Annotated in this window: 24 protein-coding genes; 3 read left to right on the plus strand and 21 right to left on the minus strand. The window is 52.4% G+C overall.

All coding sequences use genetic code 11. From position 1 onward, the window contains the following. Window positions 1-292 precede the first annotated feature (292 nt). Genes K5E40_RS26890 through K5E40_RS26900 form a run of 3 tightly spaced genes read right to left on the minus strand, consistent with a single transcriptional unit; the run spans window position 293 to window position 1,472 of the window. Window positions 293-622 carry a hypothetical protein gene (locus K5E40_RS26890; RefSeq protein ID WP_078465893.1) on the minus strand — a complete coding sequence of 110 codons (330 nt, stop codon included), beginning with the start codon at window positions 620-622 and terminating at the stop codon, window positions 293-295. Next, window positions 619-1,029 (minus strand): hypothetical protein, encoded by a 411-nt coding sequence (locus K5E40_RS26895; protein ID WP_078465894.1) that lies wholly within the window; start codon window positions 1,027-1,029, stop codon window positions 619-621. Before K5E40_RS26895 ends, K5E40_RS26890 begins: the two co-directional genes overlap by 4 nt. After that, window positions 1,029-1,472 carry a hypothetical protein gene (locus tag K5E40_RS26900; protein ID WP_078465895.1) on the minus strand — a complete coding sequence of 148 codons (444 nt, stop codon included), beginning with the start codon at window positions 1,470-1,472 and terminating at the stop codon, window positions 1,029-1,031. The genes K5E40_RS26895 and K5E40_RS26900 overlap by 1 nt, the downstream gene beginning before the upstream one ends. Window positions 1,473-2,547: 1,075 nt before the next feature. On the opposite strand from K5E40_RS26900, the gene K5E40_RS26905 reads away from it, so the two are divergent. Continuing rightward, complete coding sequence (locus tag K5E40_RS26905; RefSeq protein WP_153045965.1) at window positions 2,548-2,793, plus strand: hypothetical protein; 246 nt, start codon at window positions 2,548-2,550, stop codon at window positions 2,791-2,793. Window positions 2,794-2,889: 96 nt separating this feature from the next. On the opposite strand, the gene K5E40_RS26910 is transcribed toward K5E40_RS26905, so the two are convergent. Beyond that, complete coding sequence (locus tag K5E40_RS26910) at window positions 2,890-4,059, minus strand: replication protein (protein ID WP_230383543.1); 1,170 nt, start codon at window positions 4,057-4,059, stop codon at window positions 2,890-2,892. 166 nt (window positions 4,060-4,225) lie between these two features. Beyond that, complete coding sequence (locus tag K5E40_RS26915) at window positions 4,226-4,636, minus strand: hypothetical protein (protein WP_078465896.1); 411 nt, start codon at window positions 4,634-4,636, stop codon at window positions 4,226-4,228. A 187-nt stretch (window positions 4,637-4,823) separates the two neighbouring features. Between K5E40_RS26915 and csrA the strand changes: the two genes are divergently transcribed. Continuing rightward, entirely contained in the window at window positions 4,824-5,012 is a 189-nt protein-coding gene (csrA, locus tag K5E40_RS26920) for a carbon storage regulator CsrA (protein ID WP_011923241.1), read from the plus strand. A 432-nt stretch (window positions 5,013-5,444) separates the two neighbouring features. On the opposite strand, the gene K5E40_RS26925 is transcribed toward csrA, so the two are convergent. From K5E40_RS26925 to K5E40_RS26975, 11 genes are all read right to left on the minus strand, one after another. After that, entirely contained in the window at window positions 5,445-5,978 is a 534-nt protein-coding gene (locus K5E40_RS26925; protein ID WP_078465898.1) for a hypothetical protein, read from the minus strand. Next, window positions 5,975-6,451 (minus strand): hypothetical protein, encoded by a 477-nt coding sequence (locus tag K5E40_RS26930; protein ID WP_078465899.1) that lies wholly within the window; start codon window positions 6,449-6,451, stop codon window positions 5,975-5,977. Before K5E40_RS26930 ends, K5E40_RS26925 begins: the two co-directional genes overlap by 4 nt. Beyond that, a complete protein-coding gene (locus K5E40_RS26935; RefSeq protein ID WP_153045966.1) occupies window positions 6,448-7,140 on the minus strand; it encodes a hypothetical protein in 693 nt (230 codons plus the stop codon). Before K5E40_RS26935 ends, K5E40_RS26930 begins: the two co-directional genes overlap by 4 nt. Further along, the gene (locus tag K5E40_RS26940) at window positions 7,133-7,378 is read right to left on the minus strand and encodes a hypothetical protein (RefSeq protein WP_078465901.1); all 246 of its coding nucleotides are present in this window, start codon (window positions 7,376-7,378) and stop codon (window positions 7,133-7,135) included. Before K5E40_RS26940 ends, K5E40_RS26935 begins: the two co-directional genes overlap by 8 nt. Before the next feature lie 44 nt (window positions 7,379-7,422). Further along, window positions 7,423-8,343 carry a recombination-associated protein RdgC gene (gene rdgC, locus K5E40_RS26945; RefSeq protein WP_078465902.1) on the minus strand — a complete coding sequence of 307 codons (921 nt, stop codon included), beginning with the start codon at window positions 8,341-8,343 and terminating at the stop codon, window positions 7,423-7,425. Window positions 8,344-8,443: 100 nt separating this feature from the next. Then, entirely contained in the window at window positions 8,444-8,833 is a 390-nt protein-coding gene (locus K5E40_RS26950) for a hypothetical protein (RefSeq protein ID WP_078465903.1), read from the minus strand. A 31-nt stretch (window positions 8,834-8,864) separates the two neighbouring features. Next, window positions 8,865-9,317, minus strand: coding sequence for a hypothetical protein (locus K5E40_RS26955; RefSeq protein ID WP_011923235.1), 453 nt, complete (start codon window positions 9,315-9,317; stop codon window positions 8,865-8,867). Further along, window positions 9,314-10,009 carry a hypothetical protein gene (locus tag K5E40_RS26960; RefSeq protein WP_078465904.1) on the minus strand — a complete coding sequence of 232 codons (696 nt, stop codon included), beginning with the start codon at window positions 10,007-10,009 and terminating at the stop codon, window positions 9,314-9,316. Before K5E40_RS26960 ends, K5E40_RS26955 begins: the two co-directional genes overlap by 4 nt. Before the next feature lie 121 nt (window positions 10,010-10,130). Then, window positions 10,131-10,634 (minus strand): hypothetical protein, encoded by a 504-nt coding sequence (locus tag K5E40_RS26965; protein WP_153045967.1) that lies wholly within the window; start codon window positions 10,632-10,634, stop codon window positions 10,131-10,133. 916 nt (window positions 10,635-11,550) lie between these two features. Then, window positions 11,551-11,994: a hypothetical protein gene (locus tag K5E40_RS26970; RefSeq protein WP_011923229.1), complete on the minus strand. Its 444-nt coding sequence runs from the start codon at window positions 11,992-11,994 to the stop codon at window positions 11,551-11,553. Window positions 11,995-12,193: 199 nt separating this feature from the next. Next, the gene (locus tag K5E40_RS26975; protein ID WP_011923228.1) at window positions 12,194-12,592 is read right to left on the minus strand and encodes a PleD family two-component system response regulator; all 399 of its coding nucleotides are present in this window, start codon (window positions 12,590-12,592) and stop codon (window positions 12,194-12,196) included. Between the two features lie 323 nt (window positions 12,593-12,915). Here K5E40_RS26975 and K5E40_RS26980 point away from each other — a divergent pair, with 323 nt between their 5' ends. Continuing rightward, on the plus strand, window positions 12,916-13,101 hold the full coding sequence (locus tag K5E40_RS26980; RefSeq protein ID WP_116827419.1) for a hypothetical protein: 186 nt from the start codon (window positions 12,916-12,918) through the stop codon (window positions 13,099-13,101). Here K5E40_RS26980 and K5E40_RS26985 read toward each other — a convergent pair. From K5E40_RS26985 to K5E40_RS27005, 5 genes are all read right to left on the minus strand, one after another. After that, on the minus strand, window positions 13,098-14,210 hold the full coding sequence (locus tag K5E40_RS26985) for a tetratricopeptide repeat protein (RefSeq protein ID WP_169904125.1): 1,113 nt from the start codon (window positions 14,208-14,210) through the stop codon (window positions 13,098-13,100). The genes K5E40_RS26980 and K5E40_RS26985 overlap by 4 nt on opposite strands. A gap of 150 nt (window positions 14,211-14,360) precedes the next feature. After that, complete coding sequence (locus K5E40_RS26990) at window positions 14,361-14,672, minus strand: hypothetical protein (RefSeq protein ID WP_011923225.1); 312 nt, start codon at window positions 14,670-14,672, stop codon at window positions 14,361-14,363. 899 nt (window positions 14,673-15,571) lie between these two features. Beyond that, entirely contained in the window at window positions 15,572-15,823 is a 252-nt protein-coding gene (locus tag K5E40_RS26995; RefSeq protein WP_078465908.1) for a YheU family protein, read from the minus strand. 286 nt (window positions 15,824-16,109) lie between these two features. Next, window positions 16,110-17,147 carry a hypothetical protein gene (locus K5E40_RS27000; protein WP_078465909.1) on the minus strand — a complete coding sequence of 346 codons (1,038 nt, stop codon included), beginning with the start codon at window positions 17,145-17,147 and terminating at the stop codon, window positions 16,110-16,112. Between the two features lie 69 nt (window positions 17,148-17,216). Beyond that, a complete protein-coding gene (locus K5E40_RS27005) occupies window positions 17,217-17,531 on the minus strand; it encodes a hypothetical protein (protein ID WP_078465910.1) in 315 nt (104 codons plus the stop codon). Between the last annotated feature and the right edge of the window lie 25 nt (window positions 17,532-17,556).

Here is a 17,556-nt window from a genome sequence, read left to right on the forward strand (position 1 = left end):
AAAACCACTGGTGAACCATGGCAGATGAGTCCGCTACAACCTGGATGAATACCTATTCAATGCCAGTTGTGCCAAAGGGTGAGAGGTATGTGAAGCTCAGCGGCCTAGCTGAGAAATACAAGCGTGAGGCATGGGAACAGATATCGAGCACCAATCCTGCCTTGGCTCAATTGCTGAAAGAGCCAGAGCTTAGGGAAGCCATAAAATTCTTCGACGCTGATCTCTTTGTCGAGGCGTCATCGGCCCCTTGCCTTCCTGTGGAGTCGCTGAAGGGCCGGAAGCGAGCGGAATCTTAGAACGGCGACCTTAGGTCCTCTTTCAACTGTTCGAAGCGTCTACGGCGCTCGACGATGTCCAGCTCTGGTTCAAAATGCTCGGAGTTGCCGCCCAGGGGGCTAAGGTCAAGGCAAGCCTTGGGCGGGGGATCTGGGAGAACCAATTCTGCTGGATCTTTTCCAATCGACATCATCAGATGAGAAATAGCAGCCATGATCTGTTCGACAGATAAACCGCTTGGTGGCCTCGCCACTTGGTGGCATAGATTGTCGACAGATTGCTGAATTTCTTCAGTGTTTGGCTTTTCATTCGAGAGCCATTCTTTTGCTTGCTCCAACGGGCTCATCTGAAACCTCCTGGGCGAACCAATGTGGATCTGAGCTCTTGCAGCCTGCTTCGCTTTTCCTCCTGGCTCAGCGGTGCGACCGTTACCTGATCGGGGTACAAGTTCCCATAATCAAGCCCTGCTGAACCAACAGTTGCCAGCTTAGTTTCCAAGCCGTCACTGATCGGAATTTCAGGGTAGGAGGGGAGGTCTGATAAGTCGCCACCGCCGTCGACAAAATGCTCAGTCAGAGCGTCGTAGGTATCCCGAGAATCATCGTCGTTGGCGATAGCACCTTTGGAAACCTTGGCAACTATCGCTGATAAGGCTTGCTTCACATCGAGCAACTCAGGGTTGGACATGAGCCATTTCTGGGATCGTACGAGCAGTGATTGGGTGCCGCCAATTGGACTTGCTTTTGCGTTCATTAGCGTGCGGCTCCAGAGATCTCTTCATGCCCAGGCTGTACCGGCATCCCGAGTGCTTTGTTAGTCAAGCTTCGTATCAAAGTCCGCTCTAGAGCGACTGCTAGTGCGACCATGGAAATCATGAGCAAACCAGCTATCGTCATCTGCAGACCGCGTTCGCTCAAGAAACCGAGCAAGCAAGCGAAGGCAAAATCCAAAGGGACTGCAAGCCCTCCAATCAACAAGGTTGGAGCCAGAAGCCATGACATCGAACGCACCGAGCGAGCAATCACTAACGCGATGATGCAGGCTGGTGATACAGCGCCAGCGAAAGAGATAACCGTTGGGCCTACTGGTAGTGGCGAAGGAGTAAGCATCAGATACCCGATGACCAAGCTCCCAACGAGTGACCCGACCGTAAAGCAAATGACGGCAAAACGACCGTAGGCGGTTAGTCCTTCCATAGTGAAATCCTCGCAGTGAATGTGAGGGTATTAAGCTACGTAAGGGCGCGTGCCAGAAGCGGGTAAATCAAAGGAATAAATAGGAAAAGGACAAAAGAAGGAAGGAACTCAGGAACCCAATAACCGCGGGCCTTGCAGCGTATCAACGTGGACCAAACCTGACTCCAACCGTGCATCAATCCTGATTAAGAGACAAAAAGGAAGCCGGAATCATGGACCAATCCTTACTGTATAAGAACTGATCGTGAACTAAACCTCACTAGCCTTAGCTTGATCGTGAGCCAATCCTCGCTAAGGAAAGCTGCTATTTAGAGCGAATTTCTGTGGATAACTAGAGATACAAAGGGTGAATGCACCAATCCTGACTACTATCGTGAACCAATGCTTACTACTGTATAGCGGTGAAAAGAACAAAATATTTTCACTTGGTCAAAATTAGAGACGAATGTCAGAGAACAGTTCATTCCTTTCGACATCAAGGAATCGTGAAGCAATCCTTGCTAAGCGGTACCGAGAACACAGTTAACATTGAAGTCAATTCAGAAAAGGGCGCGAACGGGCAAAATGCAAGTCTGCCTGGAACACACCGATTTGGAATTTTCGAATCGTGCATCAATCCTTGCTATCGTCGCTGGTGAATCGTGGAGCAATCCTGACTGTTCAAATGACAGTAATCGATCGATGGCGGATCGGCCAGATGTCGATTTTGAATAAGGTTTGAACGTGATTCGACAGCGAGGTCTTGCCATGAAGACGCAGAGTCCTCGGATTGGAGGCAAGGAAACCGAGTGTAATTTGGTATCGAGAGAAGATTAGGCTCGGCAATCGTGCACCATTCCTGACTTCTGATTTGCCTGCACCTGGAACATGTTTCAGAACAGGTTGGTTTGAGAGAAATACAACTATAGCTGCCTATTCAAACCTGTCGCAGCGGGCTTAGGATTAATGAGCGCAACAGGATGGCACCTAAGCCTTCGGTTACAATTGGTCTGTAACGAAGGTTCTCCTGAATCCATTGAGCGATGCTTAGGGGTTCAATTATGATTAGTCAAACTCTGACCCAGGAAATCAAACCATGATCGAAAAACAGAGCATCGATGAAAGGCTTGAACAGTCAGTCAGAGCAGCAGGCAACGAGGGCAGTATTAGATTTTTGGATTCTCCGAACGACCCTTGGCGCAATGGCTATCGAAACCTCTCACCTTCTGAATTTGAGACGATGAAGGCATCTTTGGTTGGACAGCCAAATACACGCACTTCTCCCAACCAGTGCCCGGGCTGCGTAATAGACGCAACCCTCACGGCCGCTACCAAAGCTTGAAAGTCATAATTTCCCAAATCCGAGATGTGTAGGGGAAGTTTTCAGCAAGTGCAAAAAAGCCCGCATGATGCGGGCTTAATGCTGTATGCCGGTTGATTACGCTGTGAGGGCAAGCTGGCGGTTGTTTTCTCGACGATGGCCATCGATCATCATCCCGACAAACTTTTTAGTTGGTAGGATTTCGTAGACGTAGTCGATTGCACCTTTGCCCTTAGGCTTCTTGATCGGTGTCGACTTAAACTCGGAGAGCACCCCTTCCTGCACAAGCTCGGCCAAGGCTATGTTCACCGCCCGATAATCCTCAGGCATGCGTTTGGACAAGCCCCTCGCTGTATTACTCAAAAACTCAACAAGGTGGAAGCGATAGGGGTGGGTAGGGGAAGCATTCCGCCAGCGCATTGAAAGCTCCCGGTTTAAAGTCTTAGCAAGACTGTTCGTGAGTTTCATCGAGGTTGAGTAGTGGTACAGGCGGTAATCGCCCCGTTCGATGCCACGTGAGATCAGGGGGTGTAATACGGCCATACACAGAGTGGCGTCACCCTTCTCCTGATCGGAAATATCCTTCACATCGATGTAGTTTTTGCTCTTCTTGTTCTTGCTTCGCAAGTAGAGAAATGGGAGATAGTTGGAGGTAATGTCTATCACGTCTCCATCGGAGGACCGGGTTTGTATCGTCAAGCTTGATTTTGCCAGGATGTCCAGCGCCTGGCGCAGTTCATCGTAGGTGTAGGTATGGCCTACAGACTTGAGTTCCTGCCGGAGGTCGTAAAGGCTGAAGCTAACAGAGCACTTCACCTCATTGAAGCGCCCGGGCTGTGTGCTGAACTTTCGAAGAGCCTCCTCAACACACTCTTCGCGGCTGCTGGGGTACAAGCCAACCCACTCCGTCTGGCCAGTCGCCTTTCCTTTGATTTTAATTGGGATCTCCATGCTCACAGCCTTCATGACCACACGGAAGGGCTGACCATTGAGGCTGCCCTCAAGCTGGGTGCTCATCTGGCTCATGTCACGAACAGTCTTCGAAGCCCAACTGAACCGAGGCAGAGCATCGTAGATCGATACCAGATTACTGTGATCAGCATCATCAAGTCGGATTTCATATGGGTTGAATAGTTCGCCCTGCAGATCTGGCCCGGCCGAGCGTTGCATGTTGCGATGCTGCATGTTGCGCAGCTTGGCAGCGATAGAGTTGTCGGGGCGGCCAGCCGAAGCTGATACATTTTCCATCCCAGGGAGTTGCTGTGTGCTTGGATTGCTGTGGTCCATTAGGGGTTACCCGTGCACCCCGCGATGCATATATGCATTGCGGCGGTTGAAGCAAGAAGAGTGAGCTGGCTCACTTTACTTTTGAATTTACGCACTTCGCTTTCAATCTGCCGACATGGAGGTAGACAAGACGATAAGGAAAGGCGGACGAAGAATGCATGGGTGATCAAATACCCTTGTTGGCTTGTGCCATAGCTACGATTACGCGGAAATCACAGTCAGACATGCCGGATTTCGATTCCATAACCCCATCAATGACGCGTTGAAAGTCCTGAACATTGTTCGCGACAGAGTCAAGCATCTGAGAAACCTCAATGTATTGGGCCGCAGTGGCTTCAGCAGATTGCGTGCAGACCGCATATCCTTCCAGCCGGGCTTTACCCAAACGTGTAGACGCTGCAGGCAGATCAAAAGACTTAGGATCAGCAATGAATGCCTTGCCGATCGCCAATCTTACGGTGTCAGAATCCTCAACCTGCGCAGTAGCAAGTGCTTGCACATCGTCCGGCCGCTGCAAAGCTGCGTATGCAGCAGCTGCCATCGCCATGGCGGCAACGGTCAAAACGATCTTCTTCATTGAAATCTGCACAGTCTTGGTCTCGAGAACAGGTCAGTCTCCGAGGATAACGGCTGATATTTCGATTGCACGCCAAAAGGGGTCGTCGGAATTCATGAGAATCCCAGCACTGAATTCGGAGGACCATTTTTCGGATGCGTCGGACCCGAGCAGGGGATATGGTCTTGGAGTCAATACAGGAGGCAACATGCTCGTACTTACTCGAAACAGCGGTCAATCAATCAAGATTGGTGATGACATCACGATTACTGTCCTGAGCTGCGTTGGTACCCAGGTCCGCTTGGGGATCACTGCTCCGAAGGATGTTGATGTTCATCGAGATGAGATCTATCAACGCATTCAAGATCAGCGCCAGCTGGAGAAGGGCAGTGCCTAGAACGACAACAGCCGTGCTTCTATTGACCGTTGCATCGTTAGCTGGATGTACATCCGCTTGGATAACCGATCCAAGCCCGGCGATGGCGAGCCTGATCAACGATCTCAAGCTTGAAGGATTCAAATGCAAGGCTGGGTTCTCAAATATCGAGTGCCGGCAGATTGATGCATTAGTCGAGAAGTCAGCAAAAATCTGCTCCTCAGAAAAGGGTTGTGAGCCTCAGCCTTGTCACGATGTACGCCTTGTTTACACCATCACACAGGCCCGAGACGGAATTCCGGGTATAGCTCAAACCACTGAGCGTACTGAGACTCGAAAGCTCCCGTCGGGCGACATGTATTCACAGGAACGTATCGCTGACCTTAAGGAATACTGCGCCATTCGATGACGAGGTTGACGCGGCCAGGCTCGCCGGCCGCGGTCACCGCCTGATTATGAAATAGCGCTGGCGGGTGGATAGGCCATCAGGTGGGAAAGGTAAGGGACAGGATCACCGTAGTAGAGACGGTGCAGCCCATTGAAAAAACTTAAGACCTCAACCTGGTTCGTAAGCACTGTTGTTGGCAGGTGGTATGTACGCTCACCTGAGTAATCGTGATCAATGGCGATGCCGTCAACAAGATGCCGAGCCAACGTACGCATAACGGTTCTGGTTTTATCTGCCCCACAAGAAAAACCTTCAGCACGCTCGATGGCCTTTCTTACATGTGACTCAATAAAGTCCCCATGCTTAAACAGGAATTTTGCACTCGAGTTACCCCCAAGTTTCGCCAGGAGCAAGCCGTCCACAGCTCTCATATGCTCGACACTCAGGTGCATCGAGAAACGTTCGGGCGTTCGTTCTTCGATATCCTGAGCGAGCTTTGCATAGAAATCTGTTTCGGCCAGACCCAGGTATGCTTCATGGCTCTCCTGTTCAAAACCATTCAATATTCCGCCAAGCACAGCAGCTAAGGCGTCTTTCATCGTGGGGTATCCGCTATTTGGGCGGATGATTTCACCAACCCCGAGCGTAAAGCATCCTTCTCAAAGGCCGGGAGGTTTCCAATCGTGGCCCAAACCTTATTATCCGAACCCTCAATTCCAAAGCGCCCGTATACCACTGGCTCGGGTTTTAGTGGATTATTAATCGTGGTGTAACCCTCTACTGTCACCTCGATGCTCTGGGATTGGACCAGACACTCAGATCGTGCTTCGAACACGTTCCCAGCAGCCGCAAAATAGGCTTTGAATGCATCGCTACCCCCGCCGGCCATTGCAATAGAGCTTGCCTCGTATATGAGGAATAGGGATTCGGGATGCGAGCAGACTATCGAATCGGTTTTCAACGAGGTCCGTATTGGTTTGGGCAGTGTTTCTACAGGTGCTGCAAGTGCTTGCACCTGAACAAGGCTCAAAGTGATCAGCAGACCGATCCCAGCGCTGAGTGGCCTTCTCATAAAAACACCCCTGCATCAGTCTCCGTAAAGCTGATGAACGATCCTGACTGGCAACGATAGATAGTTGGCTGGAAGCCAAGCGTGCGTGCTTCAGCTGCAGCGATGTGCGGGTTGTTGGTAGGGCGTAGTTGTTGAATGTCTACACCCCCACGGGACTGGGTCCAAAGCTCAAAATACCGAACCCCAGTGTCACGTAAAGAAGTTCGCTCAGCGATCATCAGGAGGATTGAGCGAGGGAACTTATCACGTGGAGATGACATGGCATGGCGCACCGACATGTTCAACAGCTCTGTGAACTGCAGTGGTGAAAATTGACCTCGGCCGAGTGCCAAGAGCTGATCCACGGTGAACGAAGCCGGCAAGTAGAACATCGTGTCCGGCTTATCGGTCAGTTCGTTTCCGTCCGGAATACCGAACGACAAGCTAACCCCTACACGCATCGGTAAAGCCTCGTTCGATAACCCGCACACCTCAGGCTCCATGAGGGCAAAGGTGATGCCCCCCTGATCAGTCAGTAAAGTGAGCTTTACCCAGTCGCCCTGCAGATCAAAGCTCGTAGGTAGACCTACCTCAGCAAGACCGCTGGCAATGCGGGTAGCTAGATCAATGAGGCCTTTGGTGAAGCCAGCCAGTAAGGGTTGCAATGCTTGGATTTGAGTCGCGGCTATCGGCTGATAGGCATCAGTCATCATCTAACAGCCTTGCATGCCGCGCAGCAAGCCCAGCCACAGTATCTGTGGTGGTTTCCTCGATTGTATGAAGGGCTGAGCGAAGATTGCGAATGCGCTCTTCGTCAAGAGCAGACTGTTTGTCCGCGGAATGCTCCAAAGCTGAGCCTATAAGAGCTTGGACTTGCTCCAGACTGAAGCTGTCCGGTAGCGCATCGGTCTTCAGGACCGTGAGAATAAAGCTGTCGACATCATTCATGCTTTCACCATAAGGCCCGCATGCGGCGGGCCTTATTCAGTCAGTTAAACGCCGGCGGGAATATCCTCGCCGCCCAGGGCGGTAAGCAACGCTGGAACGGCTTCGTTCAAGGTTTTCATCATGAGCAGGAAAGATGCGTCAAATTGGGAATCTGCATCATCACCACCATCCTGAACTGCCTTCTCATGCAGGAGCGATTCAAAACGGAGGCCCTGAATTGCAAGCTTGTCGTTCACAGTGAAGCTCAGCAAGTCCTTGTAAGCCAGATTGATCTGGCTGACGATTTTACCGCTATCGAGCAGTTGTTTGATCTCGTCAGATGTAAGGTCCTGATTCTTGACCTGGATTTCCCCGCCGTCCTCACTGATGTCGTTCAGACGGCAGTTGCTGAGGACGTAGAAATCATCAGCAGCCTTCTCGGTCTTGATCCAGGAAGTGTAGGTGGCCGTTGGTGCAATTTTGACTGCTACAGGACGTACCGGCAGGCTGCCCAGCACCTCTCGCAATGTCGAGAGAAGTGCCTCTGCCGATTTAGGGCTCGAGGTGTTCACATAGATCAGGTTCTGTTTGAGATCGATGGCAGCGTAGGTTGTTGCCTTTTTGATGAAGGCGCGCGGCAAGAAGGCCTGGGTGATCTCGTCCTTGATCTGATCCTTTTCCTTTTTGTAGACCTTTCGCAGCTGACTGAGCTCGATTTCTTCCACCTTCTCAGCGACAGCATCAGCTACTACTGCTGGGGGGAGGATACGTTCATACATCCGGAGTGCCACGAGAAACACACCATCAACAACGTGAGCAAGGGGAGCGTCGGGGTTCTTGCTGTTAGGAGCAAGGAAGCCAACAGTTTGGAGGACTTGGCTTTCAGGTAGCTTGGCAACCTTGGTACGCAGCGCTTGCTCAAGGCTCTCGAGGGTAAGAGGCAGATCTTGGGTCAGCCGATAGACCAAAACGTTTTTGAACCACATCGTGCACTATTCCTCTGTAATCAGTTTAATGAAGGCGAACAGGGTAACGCACTGCCCGCCTTTGCCAACTCAAAGGAACCGCTCAGAAATTAGAGCTTGGTTAGCCTACCAGCGATAAAACTGTCAGTCCTATCATCGCTGGATGGGCCCAGGCCGGCGGCGATGTCCTCTCCCAGGTCATGATCGTACTTTCGGCAAAGCCTAGCTTCGATCCGAGGGAACCAGGGGTAAGGCCCAACCGCTCACGCAGACTACTGAAGCGCTCACCAGATAGCGTTTTCACCCCTTGATCAACAAACATAAGGCTACCTAGGCCTAGGCAGGCAATAGTCATCCACGGCCGAGGAGATGTTTTCTCTGCAGTTATGATGGTCGTACGGGCAACGTCAAATTCGATAGCCAGCTCAAGCTGGGATAGCCCGAGCTTGTTTCTAGCTTCACGTAGTGCGTTGAACGGCCTGTGCTTCTTGCTGGTTGATTTCTTCTTCATACGTCTCCACCCATCCCGCAATGATCTAGTTCTAGGCAGCAGCGAGCCACACAAAGCAGGCTTCGGTTTTGAGGCCGCCGGCAACAGAGAACAGTTCGCGAGCAGTCGCCATATTCGACATGGGCAGGTACCAGGATCTGGCTGTTCTCAATGCCTCGGAGAAGCCGAAAGTGGGTGCTGTGTGAGCCACGTCGGTACGCAACAGCACTGTCAGGTTTGGCCCGTCCACTCCGTCATCCATAAGGTCGAGAGTGAATCCAATATCATCAAGAATCTCGCCTGTTCGCGGGTTGATGTAGCAATGGACAACATCGCGACCGTCCCGATAGCTGCTCTCGAGCTGGTACCCATGATCAAGAAGAACGTCAGCAATCGCCTCACCTGCGGCTTCTACCAGCCGCGGAGTAACAGACCCGGCGTTTAAATCCCGATGTTCAATATCAATCAGATGTTGAATTACAGCTTGGTTAATCCGTCGGCTCACTTCACACCTCCGATCCCCAAGACCTTCAGCACCTGGTCAAAAGCGGCCTGGGCCGATCGAGTGATCAAGAGGTGATCCTCATCGGGAAAGGCCTCGGCCAGCTTTGATGTGAGAGATGCCGCGGTTTGAGAGGCGCCGTCGTTCACGCAACCCGCTGTCAATGTGTCCAGATCCAGTTCGAGAGCCCCAATTTGCTTGCGGCCCAAGAAAAGGCAGAGAGTCATCGTCTCCTGGAGCACGACCAGTTCAACCTTGGTCGTGCCCTGGACAATTACCCGCCCAGACTTCACTTGCTCTTCTGTTTTAAGGCGGGAATCGAGGCGGTTTCTGAAAATTGACTGAATGACGTACTGCGGGCCCAGGTCCGGCATGCGCTGGATCGGTCCGAAACGAAGACCAGGGGTGCGAAGGCCTACCTGACCACTTTCAGAGGGATACAACTCTGTGTGCCCGAGAGAGATCGCACGGTCGAGTAGAGCTCGCCAGGTCGTCATGCCCATGTGGAGAACGCGATCATCAACGATCATTCGTGACAAAGCCTCCCCGGCTGCGATCCCAGTTGGGTTGGTAAGGTCGAGATCCGGGATGGATTTAGATCCAGACTTGTTGATGCCGCCAGAAAGGGCCATGCCAGTGGGGAAATCGAATCCGAGCTGGGGTGTAGTAGAGCGGGAAGAGATGGTGGTGTTCATGAGTACACTCCTAGAAATTAACCCCATTGGAGACGTACTTGTCGCGTGGCAGAAGCCTCACACCAAAAAAGGGGCTAGGCCCCAATTCTGGTTACGGCTCGATTGAGCGGTCCGAACGTTTCTAAATAGCGGGTGAAGGAGTGTGGGCGGTGCCAGAAAGACCAATGAGATCACCGAGAAGGTCAACAGCTGAATCACTGCTCTTTGGATTGGCATAGGAGCTGAGAAATGAAGAAAGCAAGTCGTTGAGCATCTTGCCGCCAGGCTCTCCTCTGAGGACGGTCATAATGCAAAACTGCTCGAGGAGCGCAGGGTTCACGCTTGAGAGGAACCCTGCGCCTACCTCATTGGCTATGTTGGTTAGGAGAATCCTAAGGTAATGATCAGGTGAGCCGCTATTCTCAGCAGGGTTGACCCCATCGTTAGAAAGACTCAAAGGGCGTTGATGAGAAGGGCCGTGAGGCAGTTCTTGAAGGACGCCTAGCGTGCGGGTGACATGCTCGCTGACGTCAGTGCAATCAGTCTGCATGACTTGTCTCGTATTATAGATACGTTCAAGGCTATCAGCGTTCTGAATAAGGGCGTAGCGAAACTGCCAGTCTAAATGAACAATCGATTCAGACAATGCTACCGAGCCCACTGACTCACTGCGCAGATGTGCGCCTCGTCTAGGAAGGCCCAAGCCTGAGCTGGAGTGAACGCGCCTAAAAGGTCGACATGGCAAAGGGCGAGCGCAACCATGAGTCGATCCATATCTGAGGAAAGGTCAACAATCACGCCGGCGTCCACAGCACGAATAAGCGAAACGAGATGAGTGGCTTCGGGAGTGCGGATTGCATCAGGCCGATCAAGTCGATGTGACCTGATCCAGGTTGGAGCGAACCGGTAACCACAGGGTTGTGAGTGGTTGTTATCGCAGGAAGTGACCAGTCCATTATGAAATTTGACGAAGGTTTCAACAACGGCCCCATCGATCTCACAGCACACCAGGAATACGCCCGAAGCGTCGTTGCTTGTGTAAGCGAACTGATCACCAATTGGGTGGCGAACAAGAATCGAAGCTTGATTCACAATGAAGGAATCACCTGGCTCCGCGCCAGAGACAACCATATGTTCTGTCGTCGGCAAGTCCTGAAAATGGAATTGAGATTTGAATGTGCCTCGCATTAGAGCGCAACCACTTGATGAACAAGGGTCTGAGGCGGCTCTGCCTGAGGAACGAGGTATGGGGCGAGGAGATTAAGGTACTCCTGAGGCACACCAGCGTCTTCCAGAGCTTGAGTGATTGAGCCTGAGCGCAAGGCCTGCACCTGAGGAGCAATCTGACTAAGGAGAAATCCTGCGCGAGCACCGTGTGCGTGGTCGCCTTGGGCAGCGGGCTCGGCAAGAGCTCGGGAAAGAGCCTCATGGACGGCCCTATAGCCGTCCAAACCGCCAAACGCATTATGAGTTTGCTGTAGATCCGTCATGTTCCCTCGTTGGACTCACTGGATATTGATCCAACTTTGACACTTTACAGCGACCGAATCACGTCAAAACGGTTATGCGGAATGCGCGTCTGTGGAAAGTTCAGCAGCCACTACCTTGCCGCCAATACGGCCGGGCAACAAAAGGATCCCGCAGAAACTTACGAATGCGAACCACAGGCCACCAACGCAGAACCAATCCTGAAGTGCGCTGTTGGATGCGGTCAAAGCCATGGTGCTTGCAACGGCGCAGGTACCGAAGAAGAGCCCCATCGTTAGAAACGAGACGCGTAGGAATGACTCGGAAAGTTTGTGACCGGGTTTTGCAGCGGCAGCCCTCGAGGCCCAAGTTACAATCAGAACGAAGGCAACGAATGACACCCAGATACTGCTCAGACTGAGCTTTTCGACAGCCGATAGGGTATCCGCACGGCTTAGAATGGTGCTTGTGAGCAGCGCGCTCGCAAATGTGTAGATGCCAATGGCGAAGTAGGCAATACGAAGAAGTGATTCAGTCATACGTGTTCTCCCGAAGCGATCACAGAAGGGGTCGACATTGACACCCTGTTTGGTAGGCCGTTGGCCTGTGATACTGGGATAACGTGTGAATCTGAGTTTACAAGGGTTGAGATGGAAAATGATGTAAAGGTGGGGTTAACGGGGCCAAGATGGAAGGCCCCGTGGCATCGATAGGGTCATTGCTGATTGGTGCTGCTGGTCACTTTGTAGTAATCGGCACAAAGGTAGGAACGTGCTTAGTAACGGCAGCGATCAGGTCTTCTTGCTTGAACGGTTTTGACAGGTAATCAGTTGCGCCGGCGGCCATACCCTTGGCTTTGTCGAAAACCCCGTCTTTCGAGGAAAGCATTACTACTGGTTTTGAATTGAGGTGTTCGTGAGACCGGATGACCTGGGTGACCATGTAGCCATCAACTCGGGGCATCATTACATCAACGAAGATGAAGTCAGGAGCGAAGTCTTTGATTTTGGTGAGGCAGTCAAACCCATCCTCTGCAAGCATGACTACGCATCCGGCACTGGTCAGGATGTCTTCGCCAGCTTTGCGAATTGTGCGGGAATCATCAACGATCATAACGCGTAGTGGTGAATCAGCCATTTCTCAACCTCGGGGAAATTGGAGCTCCATGCGGGGCCATGGTTACCGATAAACGGTAGAGTAGCTACCCAAAACGATGGTGCTTTTTTTAATCAATCAACAGAGCGCAACGAGTGCTCTCAAATTTCGAAGGGCCATAATGACTTGCCTACGATCCTTGACCATATAGAGTTGCTGCGACCCGTAAGCGTAGACATGAGCTAATGAGACACCCCAAAACACCGCTACTCGAACATCAGAATTTTTCGCGGGGCCCCGCCAACATTGTTATTTCCGAGCTCGACCTTCAAGCCCTGAAGGTACTGAATGGGCTAGGAGGTTCTGTGCTCACTGCTGCAGACTTGGGCGGTGCACTCAACAGCAAGCTGGACAACTCGCGCAAGTCGATGCTGGGCGGGCGTCACCTTCGTCGCCTTCAAAGCGTCGGTTTTGTAAAAGCTATTGAACTGCCTGGTGGTGGTTACGAGATTACGGTTACTGGCCGCGCGGCGGCCAGCGTCGCTAGCTAGCCATCGATTGCAGCGTTCAGTTCTGCAATGCAAGCATCCATTCTTCCTGGGTACTTTTTGTCGGCGAGGGTTCTGACTCCCGCCAAAGACCGAACCTCTTCCCGTGCTGGCCCATACCCGCGGGCGGCAGCCACGGAATACCAGCAGTAGGCCTTGAATTGTGGATCTCCCTGGGCGCGTATGCGCCCTAGTGACAGGTTGAGCGCATATTGGTAGATCGCTGAGGTGTCGCCTGTTCGCCCCAACTGCTCCAACTCATCACCACCATCCCGAATAGCCTGGCGTGGTCTGGCTTCATAAGGCCGCTTTGCTGTATCCGCTCCCGCGCTAAGTGCGGTACTGGGCTCAGGTTCAGGCGCAGAAGCTGGGTTGGCTGTGAAAGCTGCCGCAAATGCCTTAGCGGCCTCTGTATCACCTGCTTCGGAGGCCGACTTAAGATATTCGAGCCCTCGCTCCATATCATTCAGATGAGGAATGCGCTGGTTAGTCAGCGCCATACCAAATTCACGTTTGGCTCTAACGCTGGTCTCCGCGGATTTAGCTAGCAGCATTTCACCATAAGCAACGTCTTTGCCTACCCCGTTACCCATCACATATAGCCAGCCCAAGACGCGCGTAGCTTCTGAATGACCCAGGTTCATTGCAGAGTTGAGGTACCCGACAGCGGCGTCTGGGGCTTTCTCAACACCAATGCCTGTGAGATAGATCTTTGCCAATTCATAGAACGCGTTTGGATTGCCCATGTATCCGGACTGCTCAAGCAAGGCAAGCTGTCCCATAACATCTCCAGTACGTCCAACCCGGCGCGCCTCTTGAAGCACCTCATCGGCTTGGCTTGGGGTTGTGGTTGGCTGGGTCTGACCTGGTGACGAAGGATCAGAGGTATCCACAGCTGGAGAAGGGACAGAGACGCTAGAGTAGGGAGCTTCATCTACAGCATAAACCTGTACATCAGACTCCACCGGCTGGTCTGAAGCCCCATCACTTAGTTCAACCTGATTGGGGAGCTCTTGCGGAGTTGCGGGAACAGGTAGTGGTGGCTGACGTGAGACCGAATCGACAACCTCAGGTGCAGCGAGAGGCTCATCAAACGGATTGCCGGAACTCATAGGCCTCGTACTTGATGAACACCCAGCTATGACAGCAACCGTGAGGATACAAAGAGGTAGTCTGGTGAAACTCATGTAAGTGGAATTCCGGCATTTGCGGGAATCAGATCATTACACCAAGCAGGGTGTGTTCACAGTCAAAACAGGGGTTCAGAATTCATTGTTCTCAGCCGGCTGGACAAGGCCAGGGTAGTCATCAAGAGACAAAGCATTGGTTCTGATCGCCGGGGAGACGGAGGTAGCCGAATCAGCTGGTGTTTTGTCCGCCTGGTGGTCTCGCATTTTTTCGAGCTCGCGCTTGAACGCCACTTCCTGGACGGTTGGGCGTTTCACATAAGGTTTAGGGTCCGGGGCTCGCTCTGCGGCATAGAGCACGACGGCATCAGGATTCTGCTCAACGGCTTCTGCAAACTTTGATGCTAGGAATTCCCGGAGTGCATCCTTAGATGGGGGTGTGTTCAAAACGATTTCTCCTATGTAGCTACTACCGAGGTGTTATTTCCCGGCACAATCTTTGGCGCTGTGGTTAAGAGCAGAATCAATGGGGTTGGTCGCTATTAAGGGTAGCCTAAAGCAGCAACGCTGGTCAGACCACCGAAGGGACTTTGCGACCATGGAAGCTCCAGATCGATGGGGACGTGCTCCAAAGCTCAAGGCTCGCTAACAAGTGTTCAAGCTCGGCGTTTGACGCACCAGATATAGCATCCCACCGATGAGCAGTCGTCATATCGGGATTAGGACGTTCTCCTACATTGACAGCTAAATGAAGATCGCTCATGCCGTGTCGGCCGGCAGTCCAGATAACGATGCCACCAGTGATAACGCAGGCACCCGGTCCGTCACTAGATAACCAATTCTCTACCTCGAGCAGGGCGTCAAAAATCTTGAGCACAGTCTCAACTGCACAGGACGCCCTAGCTACCTGATTCGACCACTCCGCTAGATAGGTTTTAACTAGCCCCTTTGACTTGGGGCGAAAGCGGCCAGGAGACTCAAGGAACCTGCTCACACTTTCAGTGATCTGCATCATATCAAGGTCATCAGCGCCAATCAGTGCGCGAATCGGCGAACAGGATGCGCAGCCGTCTGTGATCTGGGCGCAGTGCAGTACCGGGGTGTGCTCCAGATGAAAAAAGACGTGACCGTCGATAACTGCTGCATTCCCCAGCCCTCGTGAACGAATCAGACTGGATAATCCGCAAAGCAATGATGGATGAGGGTAGAGAGCTTGATGCGCTTGAGTTGGAATTGACGTGAGGCCTTGGACATCAGTCCAGTATTGGTTGCTGGCTACAAAATACTCCCCCTAATGCAAGACGCAAATCCATACCAGGGCAGTTAAAAACTGCCCTAGCGAGAGGCTATCCCTGCTGTTCTTCCTTCCATGCCCTGATCATTTCAGGTGGAACCTGGTTACGGGCCGCGAGGATGCACTGGCTGAACTCAGCATCGTAGTAAATCACTGCAGACTCAGCATCGAGCTCGGCGCGTACCCTGGCCACCTTCTGAGCTTCGGTAGAGTCATCACCGTTATCAGTGCCTTCTCGGCTGACGAAATCTTCGATCAACCGTTGAAGAGTTTCGGGTGAGAGACGCCCGGGAGGGATGATCATTAAAACTGCCTCCCTACCTGCAGAGATCCTGAAGAGTGATCAATTAGACCTTTGCTGCAAGGGTAGGTGAGTTGACCATCTTGCCAGCGGACAGCAAAGCTTCTCCCCAAGCAGCCTTCCATCTGACAGCGACGACTACCGCCAGTCAAAATTCCGAAAGTGGTACCGTCGGTACTGTATACCCGCTTCTGCGGGGATGAGGCTTCGAAATCTGCAGCTGATCGCATGGTTTGCTCCTCTATGAATGATAGAGAATCCTCGGTTCATCCAGGCCGTGGCAGAACCCCTAGCGGTCTGTGCAGTGCTTGATCCAACTTCTGACCAGGTCCTGCTCGCCTGTTGCATCGACCAAGAAGCCGTAGAACGTGTTGGAATCCTTAGTGTGGAAACCAAAACCGAGTTGTTCGCCACCGGAAATGGCCCACAGCATTGAATCGTTAGGGGTGAAACTGGCGAGTACATAGTCACCACTGACTGATGGTTTTCCCTGCAGGGAAGCAATCGGTAAGAACTGCTTGTTAATGCGTAGGGTGTAGTTCGTGGCGTTGCGAGTGATAAAGCCGTTGTTATCGCCGGCGTCATAAAGGGCTGAAAACCTCACCCGCTGATTTGGAGCGCACGACATTATCAGCTTGCCTGTGCCGTTCCAGGTCTGCTGACGCCCCATCAAATAGACCTGCCCCTGCTTTCCTTCGATACCCCATTCAGCCGGAAGCACACCGTTGTTCACTAGGTTGAGCCTAGCGGCGTCAGAGTGCGAAAGAAGCTCCATCTGACCTCGGCCGACTTGGACCATTCTTTCGAAAAGGGCAGGCACTACGCCCATCTTGATTAAGTAGGCAGTGATGGCCGCGGAGAGCACCTGAGCAACATCAAGATCCGTCGACTGTGCGGTGCGCCGGTAAAACCGGTGAATCCCTAGCTGGGAAGCTGGATCAATGAACCTGAACTTACCGCCAGCATAAGTTAGGACGCAGGCACTCATGCATTTCCCGGGGGAGGGGCGTCCAGATGTTTTCCCCGGCTTGCCGATAGCGGTGTTCATGCTAGACCCGCGGATAAGCTCACCAAGCCGCATACCAGCTTGAGGATCTCCGCCGGCAGAGTCCAAATACACGATTGAACCAGCCAAGCCTCTGCTCGGTATTAGACTTGCGAGCTGTGCGACGGTGTCGTCAGTAATTTCGCCAGCCAGGTATACCTCTGGAGGGGAAGAGGCTCCTGCAGTAGCCGAAGGTAAAATCTCAATATCGTTTGCTGTAGCAACGCTAGAAATAGCGCTGAAAACGGAGGCTGCGAGCAGCCCGCAGAGGAAGAAGCGCATTCTAAATTCCTGAGGCTCGCCCACTGACCAAAGAATTGAGGCCGGGCATCCTGTAGTAGGAGCTCGATCTCAGAACTCGAATTTATGGTAGATGACGCGGCTCATTGGTAGCGCTTGGACAAGGTCACCATCATCATTACGCTTGAGTTGAGCGAGACGCTTACCCTGGGTGTCGAAGGCGGTAAAGGTGGCACCCTCACGCTTCCATTCGGAAATCGAAACAGCGCGGCCATCTGCGATGATCTGGTCTTTTTGAATAATCGCCAACCCCACAGGGCGCGGCTTTTCTTCGGCGTACTGGATAGAGGCCTGGTAGGCGCCATTGATACTGTCGCCGCACCCAGCCAGTAGAAGTGGGAGCAGCAGAAAGGCGAAGGGTTTCATTATCGATGTGTCCTGGAATACTTGA

Source organism: Pseudomonas baetica, from assembly GCF_019733355.1.
In the GTDB taxonomy this organism is placed as follows: domain Bacteria; phylum Pseudomonadota; class Gammaproteobacteria; order Pseudomonadales; family Pseudomonadaceae; genus Aquipseudomonas; species Aquipseudomonas baetica_A.